This window comes from Streptosporangium becharense (assembly GCF_014204985.1).
GTDB classification, from domain to species: Bacteria; Actinomycetota; Actinomycetes; order Streptosporangiales; family Streptosporangiaceae; genus Streptosporangium; species Streptosporangium becharense.
The window spans coordinates 4,432,893-4,458,672 of record NZ_JACHMP010000001.1 but is presented as its reverse complement, the minus strand read 5'-3'; the positions used below and the strand labels follow the sequence as shown (position 1 = coordinate 4,458,672).

The 25,780-nt window shown below is 70.6% G+C and carries 23 protein-coding genes; 14 read left to right on the top strand and 9 right to left on the bottom strand.

Features of this window, described 5'->3' with window-relative positions; all coding sequences use genetic code 11:
* The first annotated feature begins 37 nt into the window (after positions 1-37).
* The 3 genes from F4562_RS19740 (at position 38) to F4562_RS19730 (ending at position 2,880) form a co-directional block, all read left to right on the top strand.
* A complete protein-coding gene (locus tag F4562_RS19740; RefSeq protein WP_311734255.1) occupies positions 38-826 on the top strand; it encodes an ATP-binding cassette domain-containing protein in 789 nt (262 codons plus the stop codon).
* Positions 819-2,174 carry a sugar ABC transporter permease gene (locus tag F4562_RS19735; protein ID WP_184547172.1) on the top strand — a complete coding sequence of 452 codons (1,356 nt, stop codon included), beginning with the start codon at positions 819-821 and terminating at the stop codon, positions 2,172-2,174. Before F4562_RS19740 ends, F4562_RS19735 begins: the two co-directional genes overlap by 8 nt.
* 235 nt (positions 2,175-2,409) lie before the next feature.
* The gene (locus F4562_RS19730) at positions 2,410-2,880 is read left to right on the top strand and encodes a MarR family winged helix-turn-helix transcriptional regulator (protein ID WP_184547174.1); all 471 of its coding nucleotides are present in this window, start codon (positions 2,410-2,412) and stop codon (positions 2,878-2,880) included.
* Here the strand turns inward: F4562_RS19730 and F4562_RS19725 are convergent.
* The 5 genes from F4562_RS19725 to glyA all read right to left on the bottom strand — a co-directional run bounded on the left by F4562_RS19725 (position 2,874) and on the right by glyA (position 7,961).
* On the bottom strand, positions 2,874-4,463 hold the full coding sequence (locus F4562_RS19725) for a PP2C family protein-serine/threonine phosphatase (RefSeq protein ID WP_184854782.1): 1,590 nt from the start codon (positions 4,461-4,463) through the stop codon (positions 2,874-2,876). The genes F4562_RS19730 and F4562_RS19725 overlap by 7 nt on opposite strands.
* A 164-nt stretch (positions 4,464-4,627) precedes the next feature.
* Positions 4,628-5,554 (bottom strand): anti-sigma factor RsbA family regulatory protein, encoded by a 927-nt coding sequence (locus tag F4562_RS19720; protein ID WP_184547178.1) that lies wholly within the window; start codon positions 5,552-5,554, stop codon positions 4,628-4,630.
* Positions 5,551-5,991, bottom strand: a complete 441-nt coding sequence (locus F4562_RS19715; protein ID WP_184547180.1) for an STAS domain-containing protein — start codon at positions 5,989-5,991, stop codon at positions 5,551-5,553. Before F4562_RS19715 ends, F4562_RS19720 begins: the two co-directional genes overlap by 4 nt.
* A 127-nt stretch (positions 5,992-6,118) precedes the next feature.
* A complete protein-coding gene (locus F4562_RS19710) occupies positions 6,119-6,364 on the bottom strand; it encodes a hypothetical protein (RefSeq protein WP_184547182.1) in 246 nt (81 codons plus the stop codon).
* A gap of 259 nt (positions 6,365-6,623) precedes the next feature.
* On the bottom strand, positions 6,624-7,961 hold the full coding sequence (gene glyA / locus F4562_RS19705) for a serine hydroxymethyltransferase (protein ID WP_184547184.1): 1,338 nt from the start codon (positions 7,959-7,961) through the stop codon (positions 6,624-6,626).
* Positions 7,962-8,204: 243 nt separating this feature from the next.
* Here glyA and F4562_RS19700 point away from each other — a divergent pair, with 243 nt between their 5' ends.
* From F4562_RS19700 to F4562_RS19680, 5 genes are all read left to right on the top strand, one after another.
* Entirely contained in the window at positions 8,205-9,938 is a 1,734-nt protein-coding gene (locus F4562_RS19700; RefSeq protein ID WP_184547186.1) for an ABC transporter ATP-binding protein, read from the top strand.
* Between the two features lie 73 nt (positions 9,939-10,011).
* Entirely contained in the window at positions 10,012-12,000 is a 1,989-nt protein-coding gene (locus F4562_RS19695) for an ABC transporter ATP-binding protein (RefSeq protein ID WP_184547187.1), read from the top strand.
* Positions 12,001-12,255: 255 nt separating this feature from the next.
* Positions 12,256-12,591 carry an ArsR/SmtB family transcription factor gene (locus F4562_RS19690; RefSeq protein WP_184547189.1) on the top strand — a complete coding sequence of 112 codons (336 nt, stop codon included), beginning with the start codon at positions 12,256-12,258 and terminating at the stop codon, positions 12,589-12,591.
* Entirely contained in the window at positions 12,588-13,073 is a 486-nt protein-coding gene (locus F4562_RS19685) for an SRPBCC family protein (RefSeq protein WP_184547191.1), read from the top strand. Before F4562_RS19690 ends, F4562_RS19685 begins: the two co-directional genes overlap by 4 nt.
* 307 nt (positions 13,074-13,380) lie before the next feature.
* Positions 13,381-14,226, top strand: coding sequence for an NAD-dependent protein deacetylase (locus tag F4562_RS19680; protein WP_184547192.1), 846 nt, complete (start codon positions 13,381-13,383; stop codon positions 14,224-14,226).
* Between the two features lie 153 nt (positions 14,227-14,379).
* On the opposite strand, the gene F4562_RS19675 is transcribed toward F4562_RS19680, so the two are convergent.
* On the bottom strand, positions 14,380-14,769 hold the full coding sequence (locus F4562_RS19675) for a VOC family protein (protein ID WP_184547194.1): 390 nt from the start codon (positions 14,767-14,769) through the stop codon (positions 14,380-14,382).
* A 1,140-nt stretch (positions 14,770-15,909) separates the two neighbouring features.
* On the opposite strand from F4562_RS19675, the gene F4562_RS19670 reads away from it, so the two are divergent.
* Both F4562_RS19670 and F4562_RS19665 read left to right on the top strand, forming a co-directional pair.
* The gene (locus tag F4562_RS19670; RefSeq protein ID WP_184547196.1) at positions 15,910-16,419 is read left to right on the top strand and encodes a hypothetical protein; all 510 of its coding nucleotides are present in this window, start codon (positions 15,910-15,912) and stop codon (positions 16,417-16,419) included.
* A gap of 717 nt (positions 16,420-17,136) precedes the next feature.
* Positions 17,137-18,012, top strand: coding sequence for a hypothetical protein (locus tag F4562_RS19665; RefSeq protein ID WP_184547198.1), 876 nt, complete (start codon positions 17,137-17,139; stop codon positions 18,010-18,012).
* Positions 18,013-18,111: 99 nt separating this feature from the next.
* Here the strand turns inward: F4562_RS19665 and F4562_RS19660 are convergent, their stop codons facing one another.
* A complete protein-coding gene (locus tag F4562_RS19660) occupies positions 18,112-18,807 on the bottom strand; it encodes a hypothetical protein (RefSeq protein WP_184547215.1) in 696 nt (231 codons plus the stop codon).
* A 428-nt stretch (positions 18,808-19,235) separates the two neighbouring features.
* Positions 19,236-20,894: an alpha-amylase family protein gene (locus tag F4562_RS19655; RefSeq protein WP_184547217.1), complete on the bottom strand. Its 1,659-nt coding sequence runs from the start codon at positions 20,892-20,894 to the stop codon at positions 19,236-19,238.
* A 154-nt stretch (positions 20,895-21,048) separates the two neighbouring features.
* On the opposite strand from F4562_RS19655, the gene F4562_RS19650 reads away from it, so the two are divergent.
* The 3 genes from F4562_RS19650 to F4562_RS19640 all read left to right on the top strand — a co-directional run bounded on the left by F4562_RS19650 (position 21,049) and on the right by F4562_RS19640 (position 24,171).
* Positions 21,049-21,429, top strand: coding sequence for a hypothetical protein (locus F4562_RS19650; protein ID WP_184547219.1), 381 nt, complete (start codon positions 21,049-21,051; stop codon positions 21,427-21,429).
* 131 nt (positions 21,430-21,560) lie between these two features.
* Complete coding sequence (gene secD, locus F4562_RS19645) at positions 21,561-23,831, top strand: protein translocase subunit SecD (RefSeq protein WP_184547221.1); 2,271 nt, start codon at positions 21,561-21,563, stop codon at positions 23,829-23,831.
* Between the two features lie 121 nt (positions 23,832-23,952).
* Positions 23,953-24,171 (top strand): EF-hand domain-containing protein, encoded by a 219-nt coding sequence (locus F4562_RS19640; RefSeq protein WP_311734257.1) that lies wholly within the window; start codon positions 23,953-23,955, stop codon positions 24,169-24,171.
* A 258-nt stretch (positions 24,172-24,429) separates the two neighbouring features.
* On the opposite strand, the gene F4562_RS19635 is transcribed toward F4562_RS19640, so the two are convergent.
* Positions 24,430-25,077: an FMN-dependent NADH-azoreductase gene (locus F4562_RS19635; protein WP_184547223.1), complete on the bottom strand. Its 648-nt coding sequence runs from the start codon at positions 25,075-25,077 to the stop codon at positions 24,430-24,432.
* Positions 25,078-25,161: 84 nt separating this feature from the next.
* Here F4562_RS19635 and F4562_RS19630 point away from each other — a divergent pair, with 84 nt between their 5' ends.
* Entirely contained in the window at positions 25,162-25,635 is a 474-nt protein-coding gene (locus tag F4562_RS19630; RefSeq protein ID WP_184547224.1) for a MarR family winged helix-turn-helix transcriptional regulator, read from the top strand.
* The last annotated feature ends 145 nt before the right edge of the window (positions 25,636-25,780 follow it).

The following is a 25,780-nucleotide window of genomic DNA, read 5'->3' as shown; positions in this document are numbered from 1 at the left end:
GGACACAGGCGGCGACACGGTCTGGGAGGCGATTGCCGTGGCCGGAGCGATACTCGAACTGGAGGGCATTTCCAAGCGTTTCGGGGCCGTGCAGGCACTGACGGACGTCGACCTGGAGGTCCGCGAGTGCGAGGTGGTCGCCCTGGTGGGCGACAACGGCGCCGGGAAGTCGACGCTCATCAAAGTGATCGCGGGCGTGGGCCCGGCCGACTCCGGCCAGATCCGCTGGGCGGGCAGACCGGTCTCGATCCCGAGCCCCGGCGCCGCGCAGGCGCTCGGCATCGCGACCGTCTACCAGGACCTGGCGCTCTGCGACAACCTGGACGTGGTGGGCAACCTGTTCCTCGGCCGGGAGATGCGGCACTTCGGCGTCCTGGACGAGGTCGGGATGGAGAAACGCTCCCGCGACCTGCTCCACACGCTGTCGATCAAGATTCCCAGCGTCCGCATCCCGGTGGCGTCGCTCTCCGGAGGCCAGCGCCAGACCGTGGCGATCTCCCGGTCGCTGCTCGGCGAACCGCAGGTCGTGATCCTCGACGAGCCGACCGCCGCGCTGGGCGTCGAACAGACCGCGCAGGTCCTCGACCTGGTGGAGCGGCTCCGCTCCCAGGGACACGCGGTGATCCTCATCACCCACAACATGGTCGACGTGAAGGCGGTCGCCGACCGCGTCGCCGTACTGCGCCTGGGCCGCAACAACGGGGTCTTCGACGCCAGGAAGACGTCCCAGGAAGAGATCATCGCCGCGATCACCGGGGCGACCGACAACGCGGTGACCCGGCGGCACGCCCGCGGTGAGCAGGTACCGGAGGCCGTCGATGAGTGAGAACCACCGCATTCCACCGCGCCGCTCCCAGGGGGCACACCGGGCCCCCCGGGGCTCGGGAGGCCCCGCCGGATCGACGGGGACGGTGAGTCCGCTGGAGCCGTCGGCCCCGGCGGGACCGGCCGCGCAGGCGCAGGTCGACCCCCGGCTCCTCGTCCGGGAACAGGGGTTCGCCGGTTACCTCGGTGAGTTCAAGCGCCGGGTCAGGGGCGGCGAGCTCGGCTCACTGCCCGTGGTCGTCGGCCTGGTCATCATCTGGATCATCTTCCAGAGCCTGAACAGCCAGTTCCTGTCGCCGCAGAACCTGTCCAACCTGAGCATCGACATCGTGGCGACCGGCCTGATCTCGGTCGGCATCGTCTTCGTGCTGCTGCTCGGTGAGATCGACCTGGCCGCGGGAGCGGTCAGCGGGGCCTGCGCCGCGCTGCTGGCCGTGCTGTACGTCAACAACGGCTGGAACCCGATCATGGCCATCGCGGCGGCCGTGGTCGCCGGTGCCGTGCTGGGCCTGCTCCACGGCTCGTTCTTCGCGCTGATCGGCGTGCCGTCGTTCGTGGTCACCCTGGCCGGCCTGCTGGCCTGGACCGGCCTGCAACTGCTGGTCCTGGGCCCGAACGGCACGATCAACCTGCCGGACGCCGGCCTGGTCTCCCGGCTCACCAGCACCTACTTCAGCCAGGTCATCGCCGCCTACGGGCTCGCCGCCCTCGCGACGGCGGGTTTCTTCATCGTCTCGTACGTGGGCAACAGCCGCCGCCGGGCGGCGGGCATCCCGACCCGGACGATGGGGGACCTGCTGTTCCGCACGGCGGTGCTGGCGATCGTCGCCTTCGGGGCGGCGTTCATCCTCAACAAGTACAAGGGACTTCCGCTGGCGCTGCTGATCTTCCTCGTGGTGGTCGTCGCCGCCGACTTCGTGCAGCGCCGCACCCGTTACGGACGCAGCATCTTCGCCGTCGGCGGCAACATCGAGGCGGCCCGCCGGGCGGGCGTCAACGTCGCCCTGATCCGGATCACGGTGTTCATGATCTCCGGCGCGATGGCGGCCGTGGGCGGGGTCTTCGCCGCCTCCCGCATCGCGTCGGCCAGCCAGGCGACCGGGCAGAGCAACGTGCTGCTGATGGCGATCGCCGCGGCCGTCATCGGCGGCACGAGTCTGTTCGGCGGCCGTGGCACCGCCTTCTCGGCGCTGCTGGGCATGCTGGTCATCCAGTCCATCGCCTCCGGGATGGCGCTGGAGGGCGTGAGCAACTCGGTGCAGTTCATGGTCACGGGCGCGGTGCTGCTGGCCGCGGTGGTCATCGACTCGGTCTCCCGGCGCAGCCAGAAGGCATCCGGACGAGCCTGACCCTCCGGGGCCGCCCCCGCCGCCGGGTTCGACATCCCGCCGCCGGGTTCGGCATCCGATGTCCCGTCGCCAGGTCCGGTGCCCCCGCCACCGGATCAGGCACCCCCGCGTGCCGGTCCGGTGCCCGTCGCCGGTCCGGTGCCCGTCGCCGGGTCCGGTGCGCGGATGACAGACGCCGTAAGAACTCCTAAGCTCGACAACGCAGTTGTCGGGATAGCGGACCGGAAGGGTGCCCATGACCACCGCTCCCCCGGGCTTCGAGTTGCCGCTCCGGCTCTTCCTCGGCTTCCGGGTGATCGTCGACGGGTTGCACGCGGAGCTCGCCCGCCAGGGCCATCCGGACCTGCGGCCGATGCACGGCTTCGTGCTCCAGGCGATCGGCCCCGAGGGCACGACCGCGGTGGAGCTGGGCAGGCGCCTGGGGGTCTCCAAGCAGGCGGCGGGCAAGACCGTCGACACCCTGGAACAGCTCGGCTACGTCGAGCGCGGCTCCGACCCCCGCGACGCGCGCCGCAAGATCGTGCGCCTCACCGAGCGGGGCGCCGACAGCCTGGCACGGTCGGCGCGCATCTTCGACGAGCTGCGGGCGGGCTGGGCGGAGACCCTCGGTGAGGAGCGCCTGCGAGCCCTGGAAGCCGACCTGCGCGCGGTGACCCCGGTCGACCTCTTCCGCCTCGACGTCCCCGGCTGGTTCGGCGGCTACTGACCGCCTCCCCACGGGTCGGACGGGACGACCTGCGTGACGAGGACGCAACTGTCGTCGGTCTCGCTGCCGGGCAGCATCGCGTCCATCACCGCCCGCAGCCGGTCTTCGGGGGCCGCCGAGCTCAGCACCCGGGCCAGGGTCCCGCTCAGCAGGTCCAGGCCCTCGTACAGGTCGCGGCCGCGTTTCTCGATCAGGCCGTCGGTGAACATCACCAGCACGTCGTCGGGCCGCAACCGCAGAGTTGCGTAGGTGTAGGAGGCGTCGGGGAAGACACCGAGCAGGACCCCCGGATGCAGCAGGCGCTCCACGTGCGCGCCTCTGGCCAGCAGCATCGGGGGATGGCCCGCGTGGGTCCAGCGGAGCAGCCGCTCGGCGGGGCTGTAACGGGCCACCAGCGCGGTCGCCAGCACGTCGGGCCGCAGCTTGCAGAGCAGGCGGTTCAACGCGGTGAGGATCCGCCCCGGGTCGTGCCGGGCGAAGGCCAGGCCGGTGATGGCGTGCCGCAGCTTCGCCATGGCGGAGGCCGCGGCCAGCCCGTGTCCGGCCACGTCACCTACGGCGAGCAGCACGTCGCCGTCGTCCAGTTCGATCGCCTGGTACCAGTCGCCGCCCAGGAACGCCTCCGTCTCGGCGGGCGCGTACCGGGTGGCCACCCGCAGCCCGGGCAGGTCCCGGGGCCCGTCCTCGACCGGCATGATGATGTTCTGCAGGCGTACCGAGAGCCGGTTCTCCTCCTGGAGTCTGCGGTTGACACCGGCGAGCTCGTCGGCGGCCCGGCGCCAGAGCGTGACGTCGTGCATGATCCCGTGGATCTCCAGGAGCCTGCCGGTCGCATCGCGGACGGCCTGCGCCGACACGCGGATGTGCCGGGTGCCGTCGCCGATCCGGACCCGGGCCTCGAACTCCTGCGGCTCGCCGCTCCCGGCCAGCCCGGCCATCGCCCGCTCGACCGCCGGGAGGTCCTCGGGATCGACGAGCGCGTAGTACTCCTCCAGGGTGAGCGGCCCGTCGGCCGGGTCTCGCTCGTGGATGGCGTACAGCTGCGGCGACCAGACGATCTCACCGGTCGCCAGGTTCCAGTGCCCCCAGCCCAGGTTGCCGAGCCGCTCGGTGCGTTCCAGCCGGGTGAACAGCCGGAGCTCCTCGTCGTGGCGGGTCCAGGTGTTGACCAGACCACCGGCGAGGCGGGTGATCCGCACGGTGTACGTCGAGCGGTGCGGCACCCCGTCGGCGGTCTCGACGTACTCGAACCGCTCGACGTGCTCGGGCTCACCCGTCTCCATGACCCGCAGCCACGCCTCCGACAGCGCGGTGCCGCGCAGCGACGGGTAGTGCCCCAGGCTCTGCACGCCCATGAGCTCTCCGCCCCTGCGTCCGTGTACGTCGACGGCCTCCGCGTTCACGGCGCGGACGGCGAAGTCGATGATGCTGCCTGTCTCGTCCCGGATCGGCACCGTCCAGCACGCCGGGCCCGGTATCGCGTCGAGCAACTCCCGCACGTCGGGTGCCGCGTCACCCGCCGCAGACCCCGCGACGGTCCTCTCGCGGCCCGTTCGGTGCTCATCGGGGAGCGGCGTGACCAAGGCGGCTGCCTCCAAGGGGTCCGGCCGGCCGGAGGGGGCGGGCCATGTCGTCGCGCGGCGCCGCGGTCGTGCCCCGCCCGCGCCACGGCCCTCGCGGACGAGGGCCCTGACCAGGGCCGGCGCACGGGCGTGGTGCCCGCGATGGGGGAACGGGAGCGGACATCCTATGAGATGTCGAAGTACACGCGGACGGTGGTTCCGTTCGTACCCGTGTGGATCCGGACGAGATCGGCCAGCAGGTTGGTCACCAGCAGCCCCCGTGAGCCCCCTTGCCGGGGGCCGACCGGTCTGCGGCCCGCGAGGGGGTCGGTGATGTGACCGGCGTCGCTGACGTCGAGGGCCACCCGCCGGCCGTCCGCCCAGATCCGCAGGACTCCGGAGCCCCCGCCGTAGTCGAGGCTGTTGGCGGCCAACTCGCTGGCGATCAGCCGCAGGTCCTCCAGGCGGTTCCCGCCGAGGCCCGCCTCGGCCGCGTGCCGCGCGACGAAGTCGCGCACCCGGTGCAGGTCGCCGCCGCCGAAGGCGAGCGTGACGGCGTCCGGGGGGTCGGGCAGCGGGCGGTTGCACTCCCGGATGACGCGTTCAGGCGCGTAGGCGGCGCTGGCGTGCGTCCCCGAGGCGTCCACCAGGACGGGATGGGTCGTCTTCGCCTGCTCGACGACCTCGGCGGACAGCGCGTCGACGTCGTACGGGCACAGGATGGTGGCGTCGCGTCCGGCGAAGGCGAGGTTGATCAGCGCCTCGTGGTGCAGGCACGCCGTGTACTCGCTCTCGGACCGCTCCGCCCAGACCGGCTCGCCGACGATGCGGACCCGCCGGCCGGGGTGGAGGTCGGCGAACGCGCACAGGACGGCCGGCAGGATGCGTCCCGGGTTGCGGCCGGCCTCCTCCATGTCGATGAACCGCACCTCGCCGCCCAGGTCACCCAGTTCGTCCTGGATCGGCGTCAGGTTCCGGCCGGGCACGGCCACCGCGACCGGCTCGCCCGCCGCCAGGCCCTCGCGAATGAAAGGTACGACACCGTCGAGATACTGTCGGATCCCCCGGTAGAACAGTGCCGGGTGAACGAACGGCTCCGTGGCGGCGGTCATGCTGTCTCCACTTCGATCGGAGAGGGATCCGAACCGATCAGAGTGAGCACGGATCTCAGGCAGTAGGGCGAGCGGTGCAGGAACACCCGGTCGCCCGGCGGCAGGTTCTGGGCGGCCCGTGTCAGCAGCCATGTTCCCCGTACGTCGATGAACGTCAGCTCCGACAGGTCGAGGTGCAGGTCACCGCCTCCGGTGACCAGCCCGTCCAGCGCGCGCTCCCACATACCCCTGGTGGTGCGGTCGATCTCACCGCTCACCTTGAGGCCGGCGGGCGTCACGAGCGGAACGATCCACAGGCCGCCCGCGCCGCACCCCGGCGGAGGCGCACCGGTGACGGAGGAGTCGGAGGAGGATTCGCAGGACCCCGTCTCCGGCGTGTTCGACACTGTGACCGCCCCGAGGTCGACGATGGACCTCTTCAACGTACCCGTTGTCATCTTCTGATCACACCAGGGGTGTCGCGCGGGACGACCTCAAGCCGCCCCGCGACGACCGGAACCGAACACCCGCAGCAGCACCCGGACGACCGGAGCCGAACCCCTGCTCTCCTCTCCGGGTGCCCCGTCAGGCCCCCAGGTCCAGGGCGGCGTTCTCCAGCCGGTCGGCCAGCGTGTCCAGTTGTTCCTCGGTCACCGACTCACCGGTGAAACGGGTCAGGTCACGGCGGTGCGCGATGATCAGCCGCCGGTGCTGCTCGTCGAGTTGCCCCGCCGGCAGCACCACGCAGTCACCGCGGACGAAGACCAGGACGGCGTCGGAGTCCGGTGACTGCAGAAGCCTCCGGACGCATTCACGGTCGATGAGCGCCATCGCATCCCCCTTCACCCGGTGCTCGCCCCCGGCGGAGCCCTCGGTGCCCGGCCCCCCGGCCGGACCCCCGTGCCCGCCCCGGGCGGAGCTTCCCGTATCCGTGTGGCGGCCGCGAGCCTGCGCGGACACCCGTGCCCGCCCCGGGCGGAACACCGTGTGCCCGGCTCCCGGCCGGCCCGGGACCCGGCCACGACGGGTCACCGCGGCCATACCCGGCAGTCCGCCCCGCTAACAACGTCCGGCGACGTCCCGGACGTCCTCAGGAGGGGTTGTCGGCGGTGAAGCGCACCCCGGAGAACCGCCGGCGCCACGCGGTGACCTCGGGTGCGACGGTTTCCGGGTCGACGTCCTCGTCCAGAGCGCGGGCGACGAACGCGGCCAGGGCAGGCATGTCCGCCTCGGTCATGCCGAGCCTGACGATCTCCGGTGTGCCGACGCGCAGGCCGTTCACGTCGCCGTCGACCGGTTCCACCGGCAGGCCGATGCCGCAGGCGAGCAGGTTCGCCGCACGCAGCCGCCGCGCGGCCCGCTGGCCGCCGCCGTAGCGGTGGGCGAGGACCGCGAACTGGTGGGACTCGGTGCACCCGCGCTCGGCGGCGAAGACCGGGACGCCGAGGTCGACCAGTTCGGCGGCGAGCCGCCGCGCGGTGGCGACCATCGTCCGCGCGTAGTCCCGTCCGGCGACCTGCCAGTCGAGCAGGGTCATGGCGAGCGCCGCGATCCGGCCGGCGTCGGAGTTGGCGGTCAGCCCCGGGTAGGCGATCGCGTCCAGGCGCTCGGCCAGTCCGGCGTCCCCGGTGACGACGAGCCCGCCCGCGGGGCCGCCCAGGCTCTTGTAGGTGCTCATGGTGACCAGGTGCGCACCGTCGTCCAGGGGCCGCGGCCAGGCCCGCCCGGCGATCATGCCGCACAGGTGGGCGGCGTCGAAGAGCACCCGGGCGCCGACCGAATCGGCGATCTCCCGGATCGGCGCGACGGGGTGCGGGAACAGGTTGAGGCTGCCGCCCACGGTGATCAGCTTCGGCCGTACCTCGGCGGCCAGTTCCCGCAGGGCGTCGACGTCGACGGTGTAGCCGTCCGCCCGGACCGGCGCGGGGACGACCTTCAGCCCGTACAGCCCGGCCGCTCCCGGCGCGTGGTGGGTGACGTGCCCGCCTATGCTCGCCGGCGGGGCGATGATCGTGTCACCGGGCTCGCAGACCGCCATGAACGCATACAGGTTGGCCAGTGCCCCGGACCCGACGCGCACCTCGGCGTAGGCCGCCCCGAAGACCTCCGCGGCCAGCTCGGCGGCGACGATCTCGATCTGCTCGATCGCCTCCAGCCCCGTCTCGTACTTCTCACCCGCGTACCCGAGCGAGGGACGCGACCCCAGTCCGGCCGAGAGCAGCGCCTCCGCACGGGGGTTCATGATGTTCGTCGCCGGGTTGAGGTTGATCGACTCGACGTCGTGGATGCGACGGTTGTCGGCGGCCAGTCGTTCGAGCTCGTCCTGCATCGAGGCCGCGGACCGGCCGGCCATGACCTTCAGGACGGACTGGACGCGTTCTTCTGTGACGGCGGGCACCCAGGGCCGGGGTGCGAGGGCACGGGACATCAGCTGATCTCCTGGTCGACAGGCAGACCTCTGTCGGAATTGTCAGACTGTCTGCCAGATGAAGGTAAATCGGGGCTGGTCATTCGCGCATCGGGTGAACGACGGGGCTTCGGAATCGCTTTTCCTACGTCTGTAGGAACCCGGATGTCCGGTGGTGACGGGTGCGTGCATAAGCGAGTGAAAGTCACCCGTTCCCCTCTCTAGAGTGACCCGCATGATTGCGACCTCCCCCGCGGAGTTGCCGTGCTGAGCCGGTTGCTCCGCACCCACTTGCGTCCCTACACACCGGCGCTGGCCGCCGTCGTGGTGTTGCAGCTGGTGGGCACCCTGGCCCTGCTGTACCTGCCCAGCCTGAACGCCGACATCATCGACCGGGGCGTCGCCACCGGCGACACCGGCTACATCCTGACCGCCGGAGGCTGGATGCTGGCCGTCTCCCTGGTCCAGATCGCCTCCGCCATCGCGGCGGTCCGCTACGGGGCCCGCGCGGCGGCCGGGTTCGGACGCGACGTGCGGGCCGCCGTCTTCCACCGGGTGGGCGGGTTCTCCACCCGCGAGGTCTCCCGGTTCGGGGCACCGTCGTTGATCACCCGCAGCACCAACGACGTGCAGCAGGTCCAGATGCTCGTGGTCACGGCCTGCACGATGCTGGTCTCCGCGCCGATCACGGCCGTCGGCGGCGTCGTCATGGCACTGCGGCAGGACGTCGGCCTGTCCTGGCTCATGCTGGTCTGCGTCCCGGCCCTGCTGGTGTCGATCGGCCTGATCACCTCCCGCATGGTCCCTCTGTTCCGCGAGATGCAGACCCGCATCGACGCGGTCAACCAGGTGCTGCGCGAGCAGCTCACCGGCATCCGCGTGGTCCGCGCCTTCGTCCGGGAACGCGAGGAGACCCGCCGGTTCGCCGCGGCCAACGACTCCCTCACCGTGACCACGCTGCGCGTCGGACGGCTGTCCGCGCTCATCTTCCCCGCGGTGATGTTGATCCTCAACGTCTCCAGCGTCGCCGTGCTCTGGTTCGGCGCCGGACGGGTGGACGGCGGCGAGATGCAGATCGGTGCCCTCACCGCGTTCCTCATGTATCTGATGCAGATCCTGACCTCGATGATGATGGCCACCTTCATCGCGATGATGATCCCGCGGGCCGCGGTCTGCGCCGAGCGCATCGGTGAGGTGCTGGAGACCGAGTCGTCGGTGACCCCGCCCCGCGACCCCGTACGGGAGGTGAGCACCCGCGCCGAGCTGGAACTGCGCGACGTCGGGTTCCGCTACCCGGGTGCGGCGGAACCGGTGCTGTCCGGTGTCTCCTTCCGCGTCACCGCGGGCCGGACCCTCGCCGTCGTCGGCAGCACCGGGTCGGGCAAGACGACGCTGCTCTCCCTGGTGCCCCGGCTGTTCGACGCCACCTCCGGCACGGTCTCGGTCGACGGCGTCGACGTCCGCGACCTCGACCCCGAGCTGCTGTGGAGCCGCATCGGCCTGGTGCCGCAGAAGCCGTACCTGTTCAGCGGCACCGTCGCGAGCAACCTGCGGTACGGCAACCCCGAGGCGGGCGACGAGGAGCTGTGGGAGGCCCTGGAGATCGCCCAGGCCCGTGACTTCGTCGAGGCGATGCCCGGCGGCCTCGACGCCCCCGTCGCCCAGGGCGGCACGAACGTCTCCGGCGGGCAGCGGCAGCGGCTCTGCATCGCCCGGGCACTGGTCGCCAGGCCCGAGATCTACCTGTTCGACGACGCGTTCTCGGCCCTCGACACGGCCACCGACGCCCGGCTGCGCGCCGCGTTGCGTCCGTACACCGCCGACGCCGCCGTGGTCATCGTCGGCCAGCGGGTCTCCACGATCGCCGACGCCGACCAGATCGTCGTCCTCGACGACGGGGTGGTCGTCGGCAGCGGAACCCACGACGAGCTGCTGGGTTCCTGCCCGACGTACGTGGAGATCGTCGAGTCCCAGCGATCCGTGGAGAGTGCGGCATGACCGACCGGCCCGTGGGACGCGAGGCGACCCGTGGAGAGCACGACATGACCGACCGGCCCGTGGGGAGTGCCGTATGAGCGACCGGCCCGCGACCACCACGCAACCGCGTCCGCCCGCGGGAGGCGGCGGCTTCGGGCGGGGCCCCTTCCCCGCGGCCGGGATGCCCGTGGAGAAGTCGATGACGTTCGGGCCGTCCGCGCGGCGGCTGGTGCGGCGGCTGAGACCGGAACGGCCGAGGATCGTCGCCGTGGTCGGGCTCGCGGTGACCAGCGTGGTCTTCTCCGTGGTCGGGCCGAAGGTCCTCGGCCACGCGACCGACCTGATCTTCGCCGGGGTGATCGGCCGACGGCTGCCCGCCGGGACGACCCAGGAGCAGGCGATCCAGGCCGCCCGTGCGGCGGGCGACGGCGACTTCGCCGCCATGCTCGCGCGGATGGACGTAGTCCCCGGCCGGGGCGTCGACCTGGCGGCGCTGGCCACGGTCCTGGCCTGGGCCCTGGGACTCTACCTCGCCGCCTCGCTGTTCGCCTGGTTGCAGGGACACCTGCTCAACGACGTGGTGCAACGCACCGTGTTCCGGCTGCGGTCGGATGTCGAGGACAAGCTGCACCGGCTCCCGCTGCGGTTCTTCGACGGCCAGCCGCGCGGCGAGTTGCTCAGCCGGGTCACCAACGACATCGACAACGTGTCCCAGACCCTGCAACAGACGATGAGCCAGCTGCTCACCTCGTTGCTGACCGTGATCGGCGTGCTCGGCATGATGTTCGCGATCTCGCCGCTGCTCGCGCTGATCGCCCTGGTGACGATCCCGCTGTCGATGGTCGTCACCGGGCAGGTCGCGAAACGCTCGCAGAAGCTGTTCGTCGCCCAGTGGGCCCACACCGGCAGCCTCAACGCCCACATCGAGGAGGCGTTCACCGGGCACGAGCTGGTGAAGGTGTTCGGCCGCCGGCCGGAGGTCGAGGAGGTGTTCCGGGCCAGGAACGAGGACCTGTTCACGGCGGGCTTCGGCGCCCAGTTCGTCTCCGGGCTCATCATGCCGCTGATGATGTTCATCGGGAACCTCAACTACGTCGCCATCGCCGTCGTCGGCGGCCTGCGCGTCGCCGGCGGCTCGATGAGCCTGGGCGACGTGCAGGCGTTCATCCAGTACTCGCGGCAGTTCACCCAGCCCCTCACCCAGGTCGCCTCGATGGCCAACCTGCTCCAGTCGGGAGTGGCCTCGGCCGAGCGGGTCTTCGAGCTGCTGGACGCCGAGGAGCAGCGGCCGGACCCCGCCGACCCGGCGCCGCCCGCCACCCGGCGCGGCCGGGTCGAGTTCGAGCGGGTCTCCTTCCGCTACGCCCCGGAGCAGCCCCTCATCGAGGACCTGTCGCTGGTGGCCGACCCCGGGCACACGATCGCGATCGTCGGCCCGACCGGCGCGGGCAAGACCACCCTGGTCAACCTGATCATGCGTTTCTACGAGCTGGACGCCGGCCGGATCACCCTCGACGGCGTCGACATCACCACGATGCGCCGCGACGACCTGCGCTCACGCATCGGCATGGTGCTCCAGGACACCTGGCTGTTCGGCGGCACCATCCGGGAGAACATCGCCTACGGCAACCCGGAGGCCACCGAGGAGGAGATCCAGGCCGCCGCGCGGGCCGCGTTCGCCGACCGGTTCATCCGCACCCTGCCCGACGGCTACGACACCGTGATGGACGACGAGGGGAGCAACGTCAGCGCCGGCGAGAAGCAGCTGCTGACCATCGCCCGCGCGTTCATCGCCGACCCGTCCCTGCTGATCCTCGACGAGGCCACCAGCTCCGTCGACACCCGCACCGAGGTCCTGGTGCAGCACGCGATGGCCGCACTCCGCTCCGACCGCACCAGCTTCGTCATCGCCCACCGGCTGTCCACCATCCGCGACGCGGATCTCATCCTGGTCATGGAGGCGGGACGCATCGTCGAACAGGGCACCCACGAGCAGCTGCTCGCCGCCGGAGGCGCCTACCACGCGCTGTACTCGGCCCAGTTCCGCGGCGCGGTCACGGAGGAGGAGGAACCGGTCGCGTAGGAGGCAGGAGACGGCGGGTCGCCGGCCGGCAGGACCGGCGGCCCGACCGGTGGGGACGGCCGGAGACGGTCGGCGGGGACGAGCCGGAGACGGTCGGCGGGGACGAGCCGGAGACGGTCGGCGGGGACGGCCGGCCACAGCAGACCACAGCAGGCCGGCACTGTGAGACCAGAAGAGACCGTGCACCCACTCGGGCGGCGATCCAGCAATACTTAGGACTTGACCTAAGTATCGGCCGCTGCCATAGTCAGGTGTGTGCCTAACGAACAGGTGCGGCTCGACCAGATCTTCCAGGCGCTGGCCGACCCGACGCGACGCAAGGTGATCGAGCGGCTCGTGTCGGGGTCGGCCAGCACCTCGGAGCTGGCCAAGCCGTTCGACATGGCGCTCCCGTCGTTCACCCAGCACCTGGCGGTGCTGGAGCGCGCCGGGCTGGTGACCTCCACCAAGAAAGGACGGGTGCGGACCTACCGGCTCGCCCCCCTCGGCCTCCAGGCCGCCGACGGCTGGCTGGCCGAGCAACGCCGCCTCTGGGAGAGGCGCCTCGACCAACTCGACCACTTCCTGACCACCCTGAAGGAGTCCGAATGAGCTTCACCCCGCACACCCTCGACCCGAACCTGGACCTTGAGCTCACCCGGGAAGTCGACGTGGCGCCCGAGCTGGTCTGGAAGGCGTGGACCACGCCGGACCTCCTCACGCAGTGGTTCGCGCCCAAGCCCTACGAGACGCCGCACTGCGAGATCGACCTGCGTCCCGGCGGCATCTTCCGCACCGTGATGCGCTCTCCCGAGGGCCAGGAGTTCGACGGGGCCGGCTGCTACCTCGAGGTGATCCCGAACGAGCGGCTGGTGTGGACCAGCGCTCTGGCGCCCGGTTACCGCCCGCAGGCCGGCGAAATGGCCTTCACCGCGATCATCGAGCTCCAGCCGACCGGCTCCGGCGGCACCCGCTACCGGGCCATCGCCATGCACCGGACACCGGAGGACAACAAGCAGCACGCGGACATGGGCTTCGTCGAGGGCTGGGGGGCGGCGCTCGACCAGCTCGTCACCCTCGTCAAGGCACTCTGACGACTCCGGGTGGGTGACTCTCCATCACCGCCCTCTACGTGGAGAGCCCCACGGGCGACCTCACCACTCTCACCACGGTCGCCCCGGGGCCTGTCCAGGGTTCACATCATGAGGTTGCGGACACCCCGGCGCGGCGGGGCCTGGCCCTGGTAGGAGACTGGGCACGGCGCCCGGTGACTCGCCGGTGACGACCGGGCCCTGACCGGCCCCCGTCCACCGCCGAACGAGCAGGATCGCAGACGGGCGGCGGAAGGAGCCCGGCGGAGACGCGGGCGGACCGGCGTACGGCGTGAGGCAGCATGGAGAGGTGAACGAGGGTACGAGCACGCTGGCGAAGCTGCTGTCCGAAGGCGACGTCGTGATACTGAGCGGGGCCGGGATATCGACGGAGTCGGGCATCCCCGACTACCGGGGGCCGAGCGGCAGCCGCAAGCGGCACGCCCCGATGACCTACCAGACGTTCGTCGGCGACCCGGCGGCCCGACGACGCTACTGGGCCCGCAGTTACGTCGGATGGCGGGCGATGGCGCGGGCGACGCCGAACAGCGGCCACCACGCGGTCGCGCGGCTCCAGCGGCACGGCCTGGTGACCGGCATCGTGACACAGAACGTCGACGGCCTGCACCAGGCGGGCGGTGCCGACCGGGTCATCGAACTGCACGGCAGCCTGTACGACGTGGTCTGCCTCGGCTGCGGTGACATCACCTCGCGGGAGGAGCTGGACCACCGCCTCACCCTGGCGAACCCCGGGTTCGTCGCCCGCGCCACCGCGATCAACCCGGACGGTGACGTCGACCTCCGTGACGAGGAGGTCGACCGGTTCCAGATGGTCGGCTGCCGGGCGTGCGAGACGGGGACGCTCAAGCCCGACGTCGTCTTCTTCGGCGAGACCGTCCCGGCGGAGCGGGTGAGCCGGTGCTTCTCCCTCGTGGAGAGCGCGCGCCTGCTGCTGGTCCTCGGCTCGTCCCTGACGGTCATGTCCGGCCGCCGGTTCGTGCTGCGCGCCGCCAAGCTCGGCATCCCCGTGGTGATCGTCAACCAGGGCCCCACCCGCGGCGACGGCTACGCCATGCTCACCCTCGACGCCCCGCTGGGCACGGTCCTCCCGGAACTCGCCCGCCTCACCGGTGCGGAGACCGTCACCGGCGGCTGACCTGCCGCAGCGCGTGCGGCCATCACCGACGATCATGCCGGCCGTCGCGCCGGTACGCCCGGCCCGGACCTCGTCGCGTCAGACCGCCCCGGAGCATCTCCGGGGGGGGCGGCCGACTCGACGAAGGGCGGTCATCCTCACCCGGCCACCGGACTACCCTCCGCCGCTGCCGTAGGGGCGAGTGATGATCTCCAGGAGGTGGCCGTCGGGGTCGTGGAAGTAGGTGCCGCGACCGCCGTCGTTATGGTTGATCTGCCCCGGATGGCGGAGGTCCGGGCCGGAGTAGTAGGTGATCCCGGCCTGCCGGATCCGGTGGAAGATCGCGTCGAAGTCCTCCTCGGAGACCAGGAACGCGTAGTGCTGCGAGGTGATCTCGTCCTGGTCGCTGGTCATGAAGTCGAGGGTGACGCCGTTGGCGGTCGTGACGGGCAGGAACGGCCCGAAGGGCGCTCCGACTTCCAGCCCCAGAATGCCGGCGGTGAACTCGGCGGAGGCCCGCCTGTCGCGGGCCATGACGATGGTGTGGTTCAACTCGACTGACACGGTGGAACGCCTCCACGGATGTCGCATGGGGACCTTGTGCGCCGCGCTCGGGCGGCTGCAGCATTCGGTGTCAGTCAATGATCATATGCCGCGTCCGCCATGGCTGTCACGGCGGCCCGCGCGGCAGACGAGGATCGGGGACTCTTTCCGATCATGCCGCCGGCCGTGCTTCGCCCGGGCCCGGCGGCGGGCCCGGGCGACCCGGAGTGGAAGTGCGCCGGACGACCCGGGGCGGGAGTGCGCCGGACGACCCGAGTGGGAGTACCCCGGACGACCCGGGGCGGGAGTACCGTGCGTGCCTCCCCTTCCGGCCGGCGCGGCTGAGGAGAACGTGATACAGCTTTGCGCCAGGTCCGGCGATCACCCGGCCTCTCCCCCCTTCTTCCGCATGCGGTGGACGCGTGGGACCGCGATGGACATGATGTCCACATGGTGGACATCCACCGTTCCCGGTCTCCGGCGCGCGCCTGGAAAACCTGGCGCGGTGTGGTCGCGAAGCACACTTCGACCTCGACAGCCAGCGGGGATTTAGGAGATCTTTCCGGTTTTATCCGGTTCCTAAGTGACCGGATGGCCGCCCGAGCCTCCAGAGCCGGGCCTACGATCCGGTAAGGATTCTTTCCAGATCAATATTCCATTCCCTCGGGGACCCTGACAGCACCCTTGAACGACGGTCAGCGGTGTCGCATACCCCTCCTGGGAAATCTTTTCACGCCTTCCAGGAAACGGCCCTATTGGTGTAACTCGTTCTATACACCTCACCCCTCCCTTACGGTCACCCCCTTCGCCCCAGAGTGACCACCACACACCCACTCCTTCCATGTCAGACATGGTTTGGCCTCATACCTACAACGACCAGAAGAACGCGCGGATCAATACTCTATGTCCGATTAATGGTCATATATCGGGTGTCAAGTGGAGCACAAGATCGAATACAGGCGTCCCGACGATGGTATGTGAGAATGTTTTACGAATCACAGGTGTATGCGTTGCCAAAGTCATCCGTGGGACCTAATGTGAGCCCTCACAGTTCGCCTTCTAGTGCGAAAGGGGTAATTAAGACAAGTGAAAAATCAAACAACACTGGCCGAGGACGAGCCTCCCCCGGCTCCGGCGGAGGCGCCGGCCGGGCGACCCCGGGTGCCGACGAAGAGACAGGGCAGGCTGGGCACGGCCCTCGCGGCCTTCACCGCCGGCGCGAGCCTGGTGGGTGCGGTCCACGGCGCGTATGTGGCCATCAGGGACGACCTCGCCCGATCTCGGATCACCATGAAGAACCCCGACCCCGACGGCCCGCGCGTCTGGGGCCCCTGCCAGGTTGTGGAAGGCACGGGCAGCGTGGGCGAGGGTCGCTCGCTCCTGGTGGGCGTCCTCCCGCTGAGTGTCTTCAGAGCCCAGTGGCGCTTCACCATCGTGCCGGTCGTCGGAGGACGGTGGGACCTCGTCGTCCCTCTGGACCCCGGCAACACCAAGGCCAAGGACCAGCGCTTCCGGGTGGTCATCCTGGACACCGAAGCGGAGACGGCCCGGTATGCCGCCACGTCGGGGGCTGGGGATGAAAACAGCTGGACCAACCCCCAGCTCCCGCCGCGTAACTCGGTGTTCAGCCAGTTCGAGGTGTGGCGAGGGTCCGGTACGGACTCCTGCTGAGCCTCCGGTCCCGGGCGGGCAAGGTTGGCGCCCCCCGTCCGGGACTGCGGAACGTCTGCGAGCATAAGCCCAAAGGAAAATGATTAAAAGGCGTCATTGCCATCGGAGCATGAATGTGACGCACAAGAGTCTCTTGGCGCGGCTTCCTTGCGAGACGGGTGGCGAGGCCGGGCCGCAGCCGAGGACGGGACTTCAGGTCGACATGAAGTCGTCGACACGACGTCAAGGCGACGACGGTCGATGACGGCCACGGACTCGAAGCCGCCTGCGGTTCCGGAACGCAGAACCCGGCGACGAACCCCGAAGGCCGACATTTTGCCCGAATCAGCCGCGAACATGGGACCGGTATGGCGTCCGGTCAGGGAACCGCCGCGAAGAACAGGGTGCCGAGCGACGTCCGGCATGATCGGCTTTCCGGGCGCCTCGGCGCGAAGCCGGGCTTCCCGGGTCCGAGACCCCCCGGGAAGCCTGCCAACGGACGTGGCGGCGTGAGCTGGGACGGCGGCGGCGCCACGTTCCATCAACACGGTCGCGACCGGCCACCCTCCGACGGAACCTGCGGAACCCGCGGAACCTCCGGCAGACGGCTCATGCCGGTGGCGACCACCGCCAAGCCCCCCGAATCTCCCCGGAAACCTCACCCTTGGGTAAACCCATCCCGGCTTCACGTGAAACCCTGTCCCGGTCTCCTCCCCCCGACACAGGACAGAACAAGCAATGAGTGATCAAGATGCGCCAGGCGGGAGCGGGGTCCTCGACCTGCTGGAGCGGATCGGTTCCGTGGTGCTCCCGGTGGGCATCGCCCTGTACGCCCTGCTCTACCTCGGCATCCAGCAGGTCTACGGGGTCTTCAACGTCAGCCCCGAGCAGGCGGGCATCGACCAGGCAACCATGTTCGGCCGGCTCGTCGGCTGCCTGGTCCTGCTCGTCCTGGGCGGCGCGCTGGTCATCGGCGCGCTGGTGGCGGCCGGCTGGCTGGCCGACAAGGTCACCGGCGGGCGGCTGGCCAGACTAACGCGGGCCGTCCGGGAACGGGCGTGGGCCGCGGCCGTCCTCGGTGCGGTGTGGTGCGGCGCGACGTACTGGGGTTTCCTCGGTTACCTGGGCCTGGCCGAGGGCGTGGAACTCCTGTCGATCGTGCTGGTGGCGACCGGGATCGGCGTCGTCGCCTTCCTGGTGCCGTTCCGGCTGCTCCGCCGCCGATCCGGGGGCCGGGCCGGGATGAAGATCATGATTGCCGCGTTCACCGGTATCGGGCTGGGCTTCGCGCTCATCGGGCAGATGGAGTCGGACGCCGTCCGCCTGGCCACCACCGGACGGGGCAGCATCGTGCTGAGCCTGGTCGGTTTCCAGGAGCAGTGGGTGGTCGCCGCCACTCCCGGCAAGGGGGTTCCCCTGCGCGGGGGCGTGTCCCTACTGTTGCTGGGCGAGCATGACGGCACGTACTCCTTCTACGACTGCGCCAGGCAGGAGACCTTCCGCCGCCCGACGGGTGCGACGGCGCTTCACCAGGTCGTGCTGGAGCCCGACCGTGAGGAGGGCTTCACCTGCGACGACCTCGTCCCCGAGCCCGCCGCCTCCCCCGCTCAGTGACCGCGCGTCTCCCCACCCCGTGCCCTCTGCCGGTGTCCGCCACGAAGGCCGCAGGCCCCGGGCCGCGAGCCGTTCTCCCCGGGAACCGGGAGAAGCTCGTCAGCCGTTCCCCGCGGACGTCAGGAGGAACTCGTTGTGGTCCCGAGCGACGCCACCCCCCTCCTCCGCGATCAGCAGGGCCGCCCGCTCCCCGAGGAGCAGGGAGTCAGGGGTGTACGTGCTCTCCTCGTCGAAGCAGACGGTGTAGGTGACGTTCCGGCCTCCGGACGGCGGCCAGCGGCCGACGTTCACCCAGATCAGGCTCGCCTCGCTCTTGAACACGCCGCTCTCGTCCTCCTCGTCCCTCTCGTGGAGCCGCAGACCGGGAACCGTGTCGGCCAGAAGCTCGACGAGGCGCTCCGGGGGTATCGCGCATGAGCCGGTCACCTCGGCGAGGATTTCGTCAGGGCCGAACCTGGGTTCCGTCGCCCATCCGCCCAGGTGCCGAGCCAGCCCCCTGACCACGTTCAGGGTCGTGAGGGGCGACCCGCCGCTGTCGCGCCAAGGTCGCTCCGCGACGTAGGCGGTCCGCCAGCCTTCCGGCAGGCCCGCCCGCGCCAGCAGTTCGGGGGTGACGTCGAACGGGCCGCGCAACCGGGACTTTCCGGCGAATCGGATCTCCTTGCCGTCCGCCTGCGCCTCGGGGCTGTGCAGCCGCAGGGTCCGCAGCAGCAGGGCGGGGTCGGGTTCGTACCCCAGCAACAGCACCGGCTTCTGGGTCAGACGCCACATCATCCGGAGATCGAAGACACCCATGCATGAACCTTCTGTGATCCCGACGTGGACCGTCAGGATCACAGAGCGTTCTTGTCACCCACTTGGATCTCACCGGGACGCCCGGGGCGAGGGCTTCCCGGCCGCGCTCCGATCAGGCAGTGATCATGAAGGCCAGCGCCAGCAGTACGACGACGGGGATCAGCCACACCACGGCCTCGATCGCGAACTCCTTGTACACGGCGCGTCTCTCCTCTTGAGTGCTGTCTGATGGGTCAGGACGACGATGCGCAGCATATGCGCACCTGTGCGTCTGTGGGAACGGGGGGCACGGATCACCGCGTGGGCCGGTCCGACGGCCCTCCCCCGGCCCGTCCCGCTCACCGCGCTCCCGGTCTTCCCCGGTCCGTCCCGGCCCGTCCCGCTCACCGCGCTCCCGGTCTTCCCCGGTCCGTCCCGGCCCGTACGGGTCAGCTGCTCTTGGCCGAGGTCTCCTCCGGGGCCGCCTCGGGCACGGAGGCCCGGAACCAGCGGGTGCCGTACGGTTCGAGGGAGAACCGCACCCTGCCGTCGTCGGGCAGGTCGAGGGTGCCGTCCACCAGCAGGTCGACCAGCAGGTCGCAGTGGCCCAGGCCGTCCAACGTCAGCTCCACGTCGACCTGGCGGTCGGCGAAGTTGTGGACGGTGACCACGGTGCCGCCCTCGGCGTCGGCGCGCAGGGCCAGCACCGCGTCGTCCCCGGCGTCCAGGACGTCGTAGTCGCCCCAGGCCAGCTCGGGCGACTCCCGGTAACGCTCGATCAGCAGGGTGACCCACTTCAGCAGCGAGTCGGGGTCACGACGCTGGTCCTCGACGTTGACCTCGCGGGGGCCGAACCTCCCGGACGGCGGCAGGACCCGGGTCTTCGGGTCGGGTGAGAAGCCGCCGCCGGACGACCACTGCATCGGGATGCGCACCGCCATCCGGCCCTCGGCCTCCAGGTTCTCGCCGAGGCCGATCTCCTCTCCGTAGAAGAGCACCGGTGTGCCCGGCAGGGAGAACAGCACACTGTAGGCGAGCTTGAGCCGGCGCTGATCGCCGTCGAGCATCGGCGGCAGGCGGCGGCGGAGGCCCCGGTCGTACAGCTGCATCTCCTTGTCCGGGCCGAAGGCGTCGAAGACCTCCTGACGCTCGGCGTCGGTGAGCTTGTCCAGGGTCAGCTCGTCGTGGTTGCGCATGAACATCGCCCACTGGGCGTCGTCCGGCGGTTCGGGCCGCTCGCGTAGGGTGTCGGCGAGGGAGCGGGCGTTCTGCCGGGCCATCGACAGGTGGAAGCGCTGCATGGCGACGAAGTCGAAGCACAGGGTGACCTCGTCGCCGTTGCCGTCGCCGAAGTACCTCATCAGTTCCGGGTAGGGCAGGTTGACCTCGCCCAGCAGGATCGAGGTGCCGTCGCGGCGGTTCATGAAGGCGCGCAGGTCGGCGAGGAACTCGTGCGGGTCGCCGCCGATCCCCTCGATGAGGAACGGCACCGCGTCCACCCGGAATCCGGACAGTCCGAGCTCCATCCAGAAGCCCAGGATGCGCGCGATCTCGTCGCGGACCTCGGGGTTGGCCGTGTTCAGGTCGGGCTGGAAGCGGTAGAAGCTGTGGTAGTAGTACTGGCCGGTCTTCTCGTCCAGTTCCCAGAGGCTGTCCTCCTTGTCGGGGAAGACGATCGCCTTGGGGTCGTCGGGCTCCGGTTCGTCCTTCCAGACGTACCAGTCGCGCTTGGGCGAGTCGCGGCTGGAGCGCGACTCCTTGAACCAGGGGTGCTCGTCGGAGGTGTGGTTGACCACGAGGTCCGCGATCACCCGCATGCCCCGGTCCCTGGCGGTGCGCATGAACTCCACGAAATCCCCGAGGGTGCCCAGGCGCGGGTCCACGGAGTAGAAGTCGCTGATGTCGTAGCCGTCGTCGCGGCTCGGGCTGGGGAAGAACGGCATCAGCCAGATGCAGGTCACCCCGAGCCGGTCCAGATGGTCGATCTGCTGGGTGAGGCCACGGAAATCACCGATGCCGTCGCCGTTGCCGTCCTTGTAGGTCTCGACGTCCAGGCAGTAGACGACCGCGTTCTTCCACCACAGGTCCGCCGTGTAGGTCAGTCGCATGCGTCCGCTCTACCCTCGCTTGGCACCTTTAAGGGTACGCAACCGGCATGGACGCGCTTCGATACCGGGACCACGGGAAGCCGCGAAGAGCACGGCGCATGCGTGCTCCGGCGGCTCCCGGGGGTTACGGTGGGCGGGACGGGAAGGGGGGATCATGCGACGGCTGAGGCGCGGTGCCCCCTTCGGCTGGCTGCTCGCCCTGCTGCTCCCGCTTCTCGTCTCCGGCGGCCTGGGCGGGACCGCCGCCGGGGCCCTGCTGAACCACCCCGCCGTCGCCAAAGCGGGCGGCGAGCACCAGCCGTCGTCCCGCCAGGTCGCGGCCGGCGGGCAGCGGTACGTCTTCACCGCGGGCGTCACCGGTGTCGGCACCGGCGCCGGTGGTGGTGGTCATCCGTACGCGGCTCCGCCGCCGACCGCCTGGCGACCGTCGCCCGCGCCGGGTCCCGGCTCGCGCCTCACCGGTGACGACGACTCCCGCTCTCTCGCGGCCCTGCTCGTCAGGCCCGGCCGCGCCCCACCCTCCACAGGCGGCTGAGACACCCCCGGACCGGTTCCGGGGTGCTTCGCCGTACCCGGATTCCGTATCCGTCGCGCTCGGGGACACACCGTCCCGGAGCGCACGCCCCCTTTTTCCGTATCTGATCTTCCAAGCCTGTGGAGGCTTCCATGTCGCGTGCCCCGGTGGTACGCGCGCTGGCGGCGCTGGCCGTCATCGCCACCTCACTGTTCATCGCCCTGACAATGTCGCCGCGCCTCGGTCTCGACCTGCGCGGCGGCACCCAGCTCGTCCTGGAGACCAAGGACTCCCCGACCGTCAAGGCCGACGCCGCGGCCACCGACCGTGCCCTGGAGGTGCTCCGCCGCCGGGCCGACGGCCTGGGGGTGGCGGACGCACCGCTGGCCCGCTCCGGCGAGCGGCGCATCATCGTGGAACTGCCCGGTGTGCAGGACCCGACCAAGGCCGCCGAGGTCATCGGCAAGACCGCGCAGCTCACCTTCCACCCCGTCATCGGCATCCCCCAGCCGGGGGCGAAGCCCGCTGAGGGCGAGCGGATCGTCAAGGACGAGGACGGCGCCCCATTGCAGGTGGGACCGGCCGCGCTGACCGGCGACGCGGTCAGCGACGCCGACCCCGGCATCGACACCCAGCAGGGCAGCGGCTGGTTCGTCACCGTCGACTTCCGCTCCCAGGGCAGCGAGGCCTGGACGAAACTGACCGGTGAGGCCGCCTGCAACCAGCCGGGCGACCCCAGGCGGCGGGTCGCGATCCTCCTCGACCAGGAGGTCATCGTCTCACCCCAGGTGAACGTGGACGTGGTCTGCCAGGTGGGCCTGCCCGGCAACTCCACCCAGATCACCGGCACCTTCACCGCGGAGGAGGCCCGGGACCTGGCGCTGCTGATCAAGGGCGGTTCGCTGCCGGTTCCCGTCGAGATCGTCGAGCAGCGGACCGTCGGCCCGACGCTCGGCGCCGCCGCGATCGAGGCCAGTGCGAAGGCCGCGGTCATCGGCATCGTGCTCACCGCGCTGTTCATCATCGTGGCCTACCGGCTGGTGGGCTTCGTCGCCGCCGTCGCCCTGGCCTGCTACGCGCTCATCTCCTACGCGGCGCTGGTGGGGCTCGGTGCGACGCTCACCCTGCCGGGCCTGGCGGGCTTCGTCCTGGCGATCGGCATGGCGGTCGACGCCAACGTGCTGGTCTTCGAGCGGGCACGTGAGGAGTACGCGGCGGAGCCGAACCTGCGGAGCTCGCTGGAGAAGGGCTTCCGCAACGCGTGGAGCGCGGTGGCCGACTCCAACATCACCACGCTGCTCGCCGCCGGGCTGCTGTTCTTCCTGGCCTCGGGGCCGGTACGCGGTTTCGGCGTCACCCTGACCATCGGCGTGCTCGCCTCGCTGATCACCGCGATGGTCATCACCCGGGTGCTGGCCCAGTGGGCGGTGGGCCGCCGGGCCGTGGCGTCCCGCCCCTCGGTGACCGGCCTGTCCGGCATCGGGCGTGTCAGGGCGTGGCTCAACGCCCACGGGCCCGACCTGATGCGGCACCGCGGGCTCTATCTCGTGGTCGCCTGCCTGCTGGTCGCCGTGTCCGTGGGCGGGATACTGGTGCGCGGCATCAACTTCGGGGTGGAGTTCACCGGGGGCAGACTGGTGGAGTACTCCACGACCACCCCGATGACCGCGGACGCCGCCCGCGACCTGGTCGGCCGGGCCGGGTTCCCGAACGCCGTGGTGCAGTCGTCAGGGCAGGACATCTCCATACGTACCGGTCAGATCAGCCCGGCTGAGGTGCTCCGGATCGAGACGGCGCTGGAGAGCCGGGGCGGTCAGGTCACCAAGGAGCGCGACGAGCTGATCGGGCCGAGCCTCGGGGACGAGCTGCGCCGCAACGCGCTGATCGCGCTGGGTGTCGCGCTCGCCGCCCAGCTCGCCTACCTCGCCCTCCGGTTCCGCTGGACGTTCGGCATGGCGGCCGTGCTGGCCCTGGCCGTCGACGCGGCGATCGTGGTCGGCGCGTTCGCGTGGTTCGGCAAGCCGGTGGACGGGGTGTTCCTGGCGGCGATGCTCACCGTGATCGGTTACTCCGTCAACGACAAGGTCGTGGTCTTCGACCGGGTCCGCGAACTGTGGGGAGCCCAGCGCACGGCGTCGTTCGCCGAGGTCGTCAACACCGCGATCCTGCAGACCGTGCCCCGCACGGTGAACACCGGCCTGGGAGCGCTGTTCATCCTGGCCGCGCTGGCGGTGCTCGGCGGCGACTCGCTGACCGACTTCGCGGTGGCGCTGCTGATCGGCGTCATCGTGGGTACGCTCTCGTCGGCCCTGGTCGCCGGCCCGCTGGCGATCGTGTTCGAGAAGCGGAACTCCGCGCCGCCGCCGCAGCCCAAGGGGAAGCGTCCGGTGCGGGTCCGCGAAGGATCGGGCGCCGTCGTCTGAGCCGCTGTCCGGTGAGCCGCTGTCCGGACGGAGGAACTCCGGGCCCCCGTGGGATCGCGCACCGGGCCCCGCTAATGTGCTCGGTGTCTGATTCCCCTGCTGTCAGAAGGCGGATGCAATCGTGACGGACGACTACGCGACGACGTTCAGAATCGTTGATGTCGACGGCGACGGCCTGATCTCGGTCGTCGAGCTCAGCCGGCTCATGGAGGTCCTCGGCCAGCCGCTCAGCCCCGAGGCGGCCGCGGCGGCCGTCGCGAGCATCGACCGGGACGGCGACGGTCTCATCTCCCAGGAGGAGTTCGCCGGTTACCTCGCCCGCGGGCGGACCATCGGGTGACCGGCTCCGGGAACGCCGGTGCGGAAGCTCCGGCGTTCCCGGAACGGGACCCTCCACAGACCCTCCCGTCCCGGAACGGGACCCCGCACAGACGTTCCCGGAACGGGACCCCGCACGAGTCCTCCCGCCGGGCGCCTCACGCGTCGCGGCCGGGGAGGGGACGAGTGTTCCCGATCGTCCCGACCGGCGGCCGACGAAGACCATGAGGCGCGCTCCGGTGGAAGGGACCGCGGTCGGCCGGGGCCGCGCGGCGGGTCGCTAGGCGGGTACGGACGCCGGGGACCAGAGGCCGTCGATCTCGCGTTCCGCCGCCGCGAGACTCTCGGCGGCCAGCGGGATCAGCGCGGACATCGCCGGTTCCACCTCGGCGAGTGTCAGATCGGCCGTGATGAAGCGCGGCTTCAGACCCGTCATCGCCAGACCGTGCGGAAGCCACGGTCCGGCGTGATCCCACCCCTCCCTGGGCGTGCCCGCGCCGTAGCCGCCGCCCCGGCTGGCGAGCACGACGAACTCACGACCGCCGAGGAAGCCTTCCCGCGTTCCGGGGTCGTACGAGAGGCCGGGCGCGATGAGGTGGTCGACCCAGGACTTGACACTGCTGGGCGCGCCGAAGTTGTAGAGCGGGAAGCCCAGCAGGATCGTGTCGGCCCGCTTGACCTCGTCGACCACCTGTTCGGTCAGCGCCCACGACGCGGCCTGGGCGGGGGTGTGCCGCTGGGGCGGCACACCCCGCGCCAGGACGCCGAGGTGGTCGAGGTGCGGCAGGGGATCGCCGCCCAGGTCGCGGTAGGTGACGGTGCCGCCGGGGTGCGCGGCACGCCAGGCGGCTGCGGCGCGGGCGGTGAGCCTGCGGCTGATGGAGCGGTCGCCCTGAATGCTCGAATCGATGTGCAGCAGATGGGCCATGTCGTTAGCTCTCCCCATATCGTTTGTGTAGCACAAATAATTAGCACCACATCGATAGATGTATCAACTCGGTAGACTGCGGACATGGCCACTCCGCCCGTCGCCGACCGACCGGCGCACCGCTCGGGTGCGCTGCTCGACCACCTCGCGCGCCGCATGCGCCTGCGCGCCGAGTCGGTGCTGGCACCACTGGGCCTGCGGCCACGCCACCTCGTCACCCTCACGGTGCTGCGGGATCACGGCGGCTGCACCCAGCAGGCGCTCGCCACCACACTGACCATGGACGGGACGAACATCGTCGGACTGCTCAACGAACTTGAAGCCGAGCGGCTGATCGAGCGGCGGCGCTCACCGGAGGATCGCCGCCGACACGTCGTCGAGCTCACCGACGCCGGCGCCGACCGGCTCGCGCAGGCCGAGCTCGCCCTCACGGCAGTGGAGGACGAGGTGCTCGGTGCCCTCGACGACGACCAGCGCGAGACGCTCTACGCCCTGCTCCAGCTGGCGAGCGGCGGCAACGCGGTGAGCTGCACCGAGACCACCGGCACCACCTGCTGACACCGACCGCCCCCCGCCGACGATCCGGACGAGCCGGACAGGGCCTCCGGCCGCCCACCGGACGGCCTCCCACACCCACCCCGGCGGGGTGTTGACTCACACTTGACCGGCCAATAACTTACAGTAGCCATTCGCATTCCCACCG

Excerpts from the sequence above, each read along its gene's own strand:
- F4562_RS19710 (WP_184547182.1), bottom strand. The coding sequence starts at position 6,364 with ATGGCGCTCATCGACCGTGAATGCGTCCGGAGGCTTCTGCAGTCACCG.
- F4562_RS19735 (WP_184547172.1), top strand. The coding sequence starts at position 819 with ATGAGTGAGAACCACCGCATTCCACCGCGCCGCTCCCAGGGGGCACAC.
- F4562_RS19650 (WP_184547219.1), top strand. The coding sequence starts at position 21,049 with ATGCGACGGCTGAGGCGCGGTGCCCCCTTCGGCTGGCTGCTCGCCCTG.
- secD (WP_184547221.1), top strand. The coding sequence starts at position 21,561 with ATGTCGCGTGCCCCGGTGGTACGCGCGCTGGCGGCGCTGGCCGTCATC.
- F4562_RS19695 (WP_184547187.1), top strand. The coding sequence starts at position 10,012 with ATGAGCGACCGGCCCGCGACCACCACGCAACCGCGTCCGCCCGCGGGA.
- glyA (WP_184547184.1), bottom strand. The coding sequence starts at position 7,961 with ATGTCCCGTGCCCTCGCACCCCGGCCCTGGGTGCCCGCCGTCACAGAA.
- F4562_RS19660 (WP_184547215.1), bottom strand. The coding sequence starts at position 18,807 with ATGGGTGTCTTCGATCTCCGGATGATGTGGCGTCTGACCCAGAAGCCG.
- F4562_RS19720 (WP_184547178.1), bottom strand. The coding sequence starts at position 5,554 with ATGACCGCCGCCACGGAGCCGTTCGTTCACCCGGCACTGTTCTACCGG.
- F4562_RS19655 (WP_184547217.1), bottom strand. The coding sequence starts at position 20,894 with ATGCGACTGACCTACACGGCGGACCTGTGGTGGAAGAACGCGGTCGTC.
- F4562_RS19635 (WP_184547223.1), bottom strand. The coding sequence starts at position 25,077 with ATGGCCCATCTGCTGCACATCGATTCGAGCATTCAGGGCGACCGCTCC.
- F4562_RS19665 (WP_184547198.1), top strand. The coding sequence starts at position 17,137 with ATGAGTGATCAAGATGCGCCAGGCGGGAGCGGGGTCCTCGACCTGCTG.
- F4562_RS19685 (WP_184547191.1), top strand. The coding sequence starts at position 12,588 with ATGAGCTTCACCCCGCACACCCTCGACCCGAACCTGGACCTTGAGCTC.
- F4562_RS19730 (WP_184547174.1), top strand. The coding sequence starts at position 2,410 with ATGACCACCGCTCCCCCGGGCTTCGAGTTGCCGCTCCGGCTCTTCCTC.
- F4562_RS19715 (WP_184547180.1), bottom strand. The coding sequence starts at position 5,991 with ATGACAACGGGTACGTTGAAGAGGTCCATCGTCGACCTCGGGGCGGTC.
- F4562_RS19630 (WP_184547224.1), top strand. The coding sequence starts at position 25,162 with ATGGCCACTCCGCCCGTCGCCGACCGACCGGCGCACCGCTCGGGTGCG.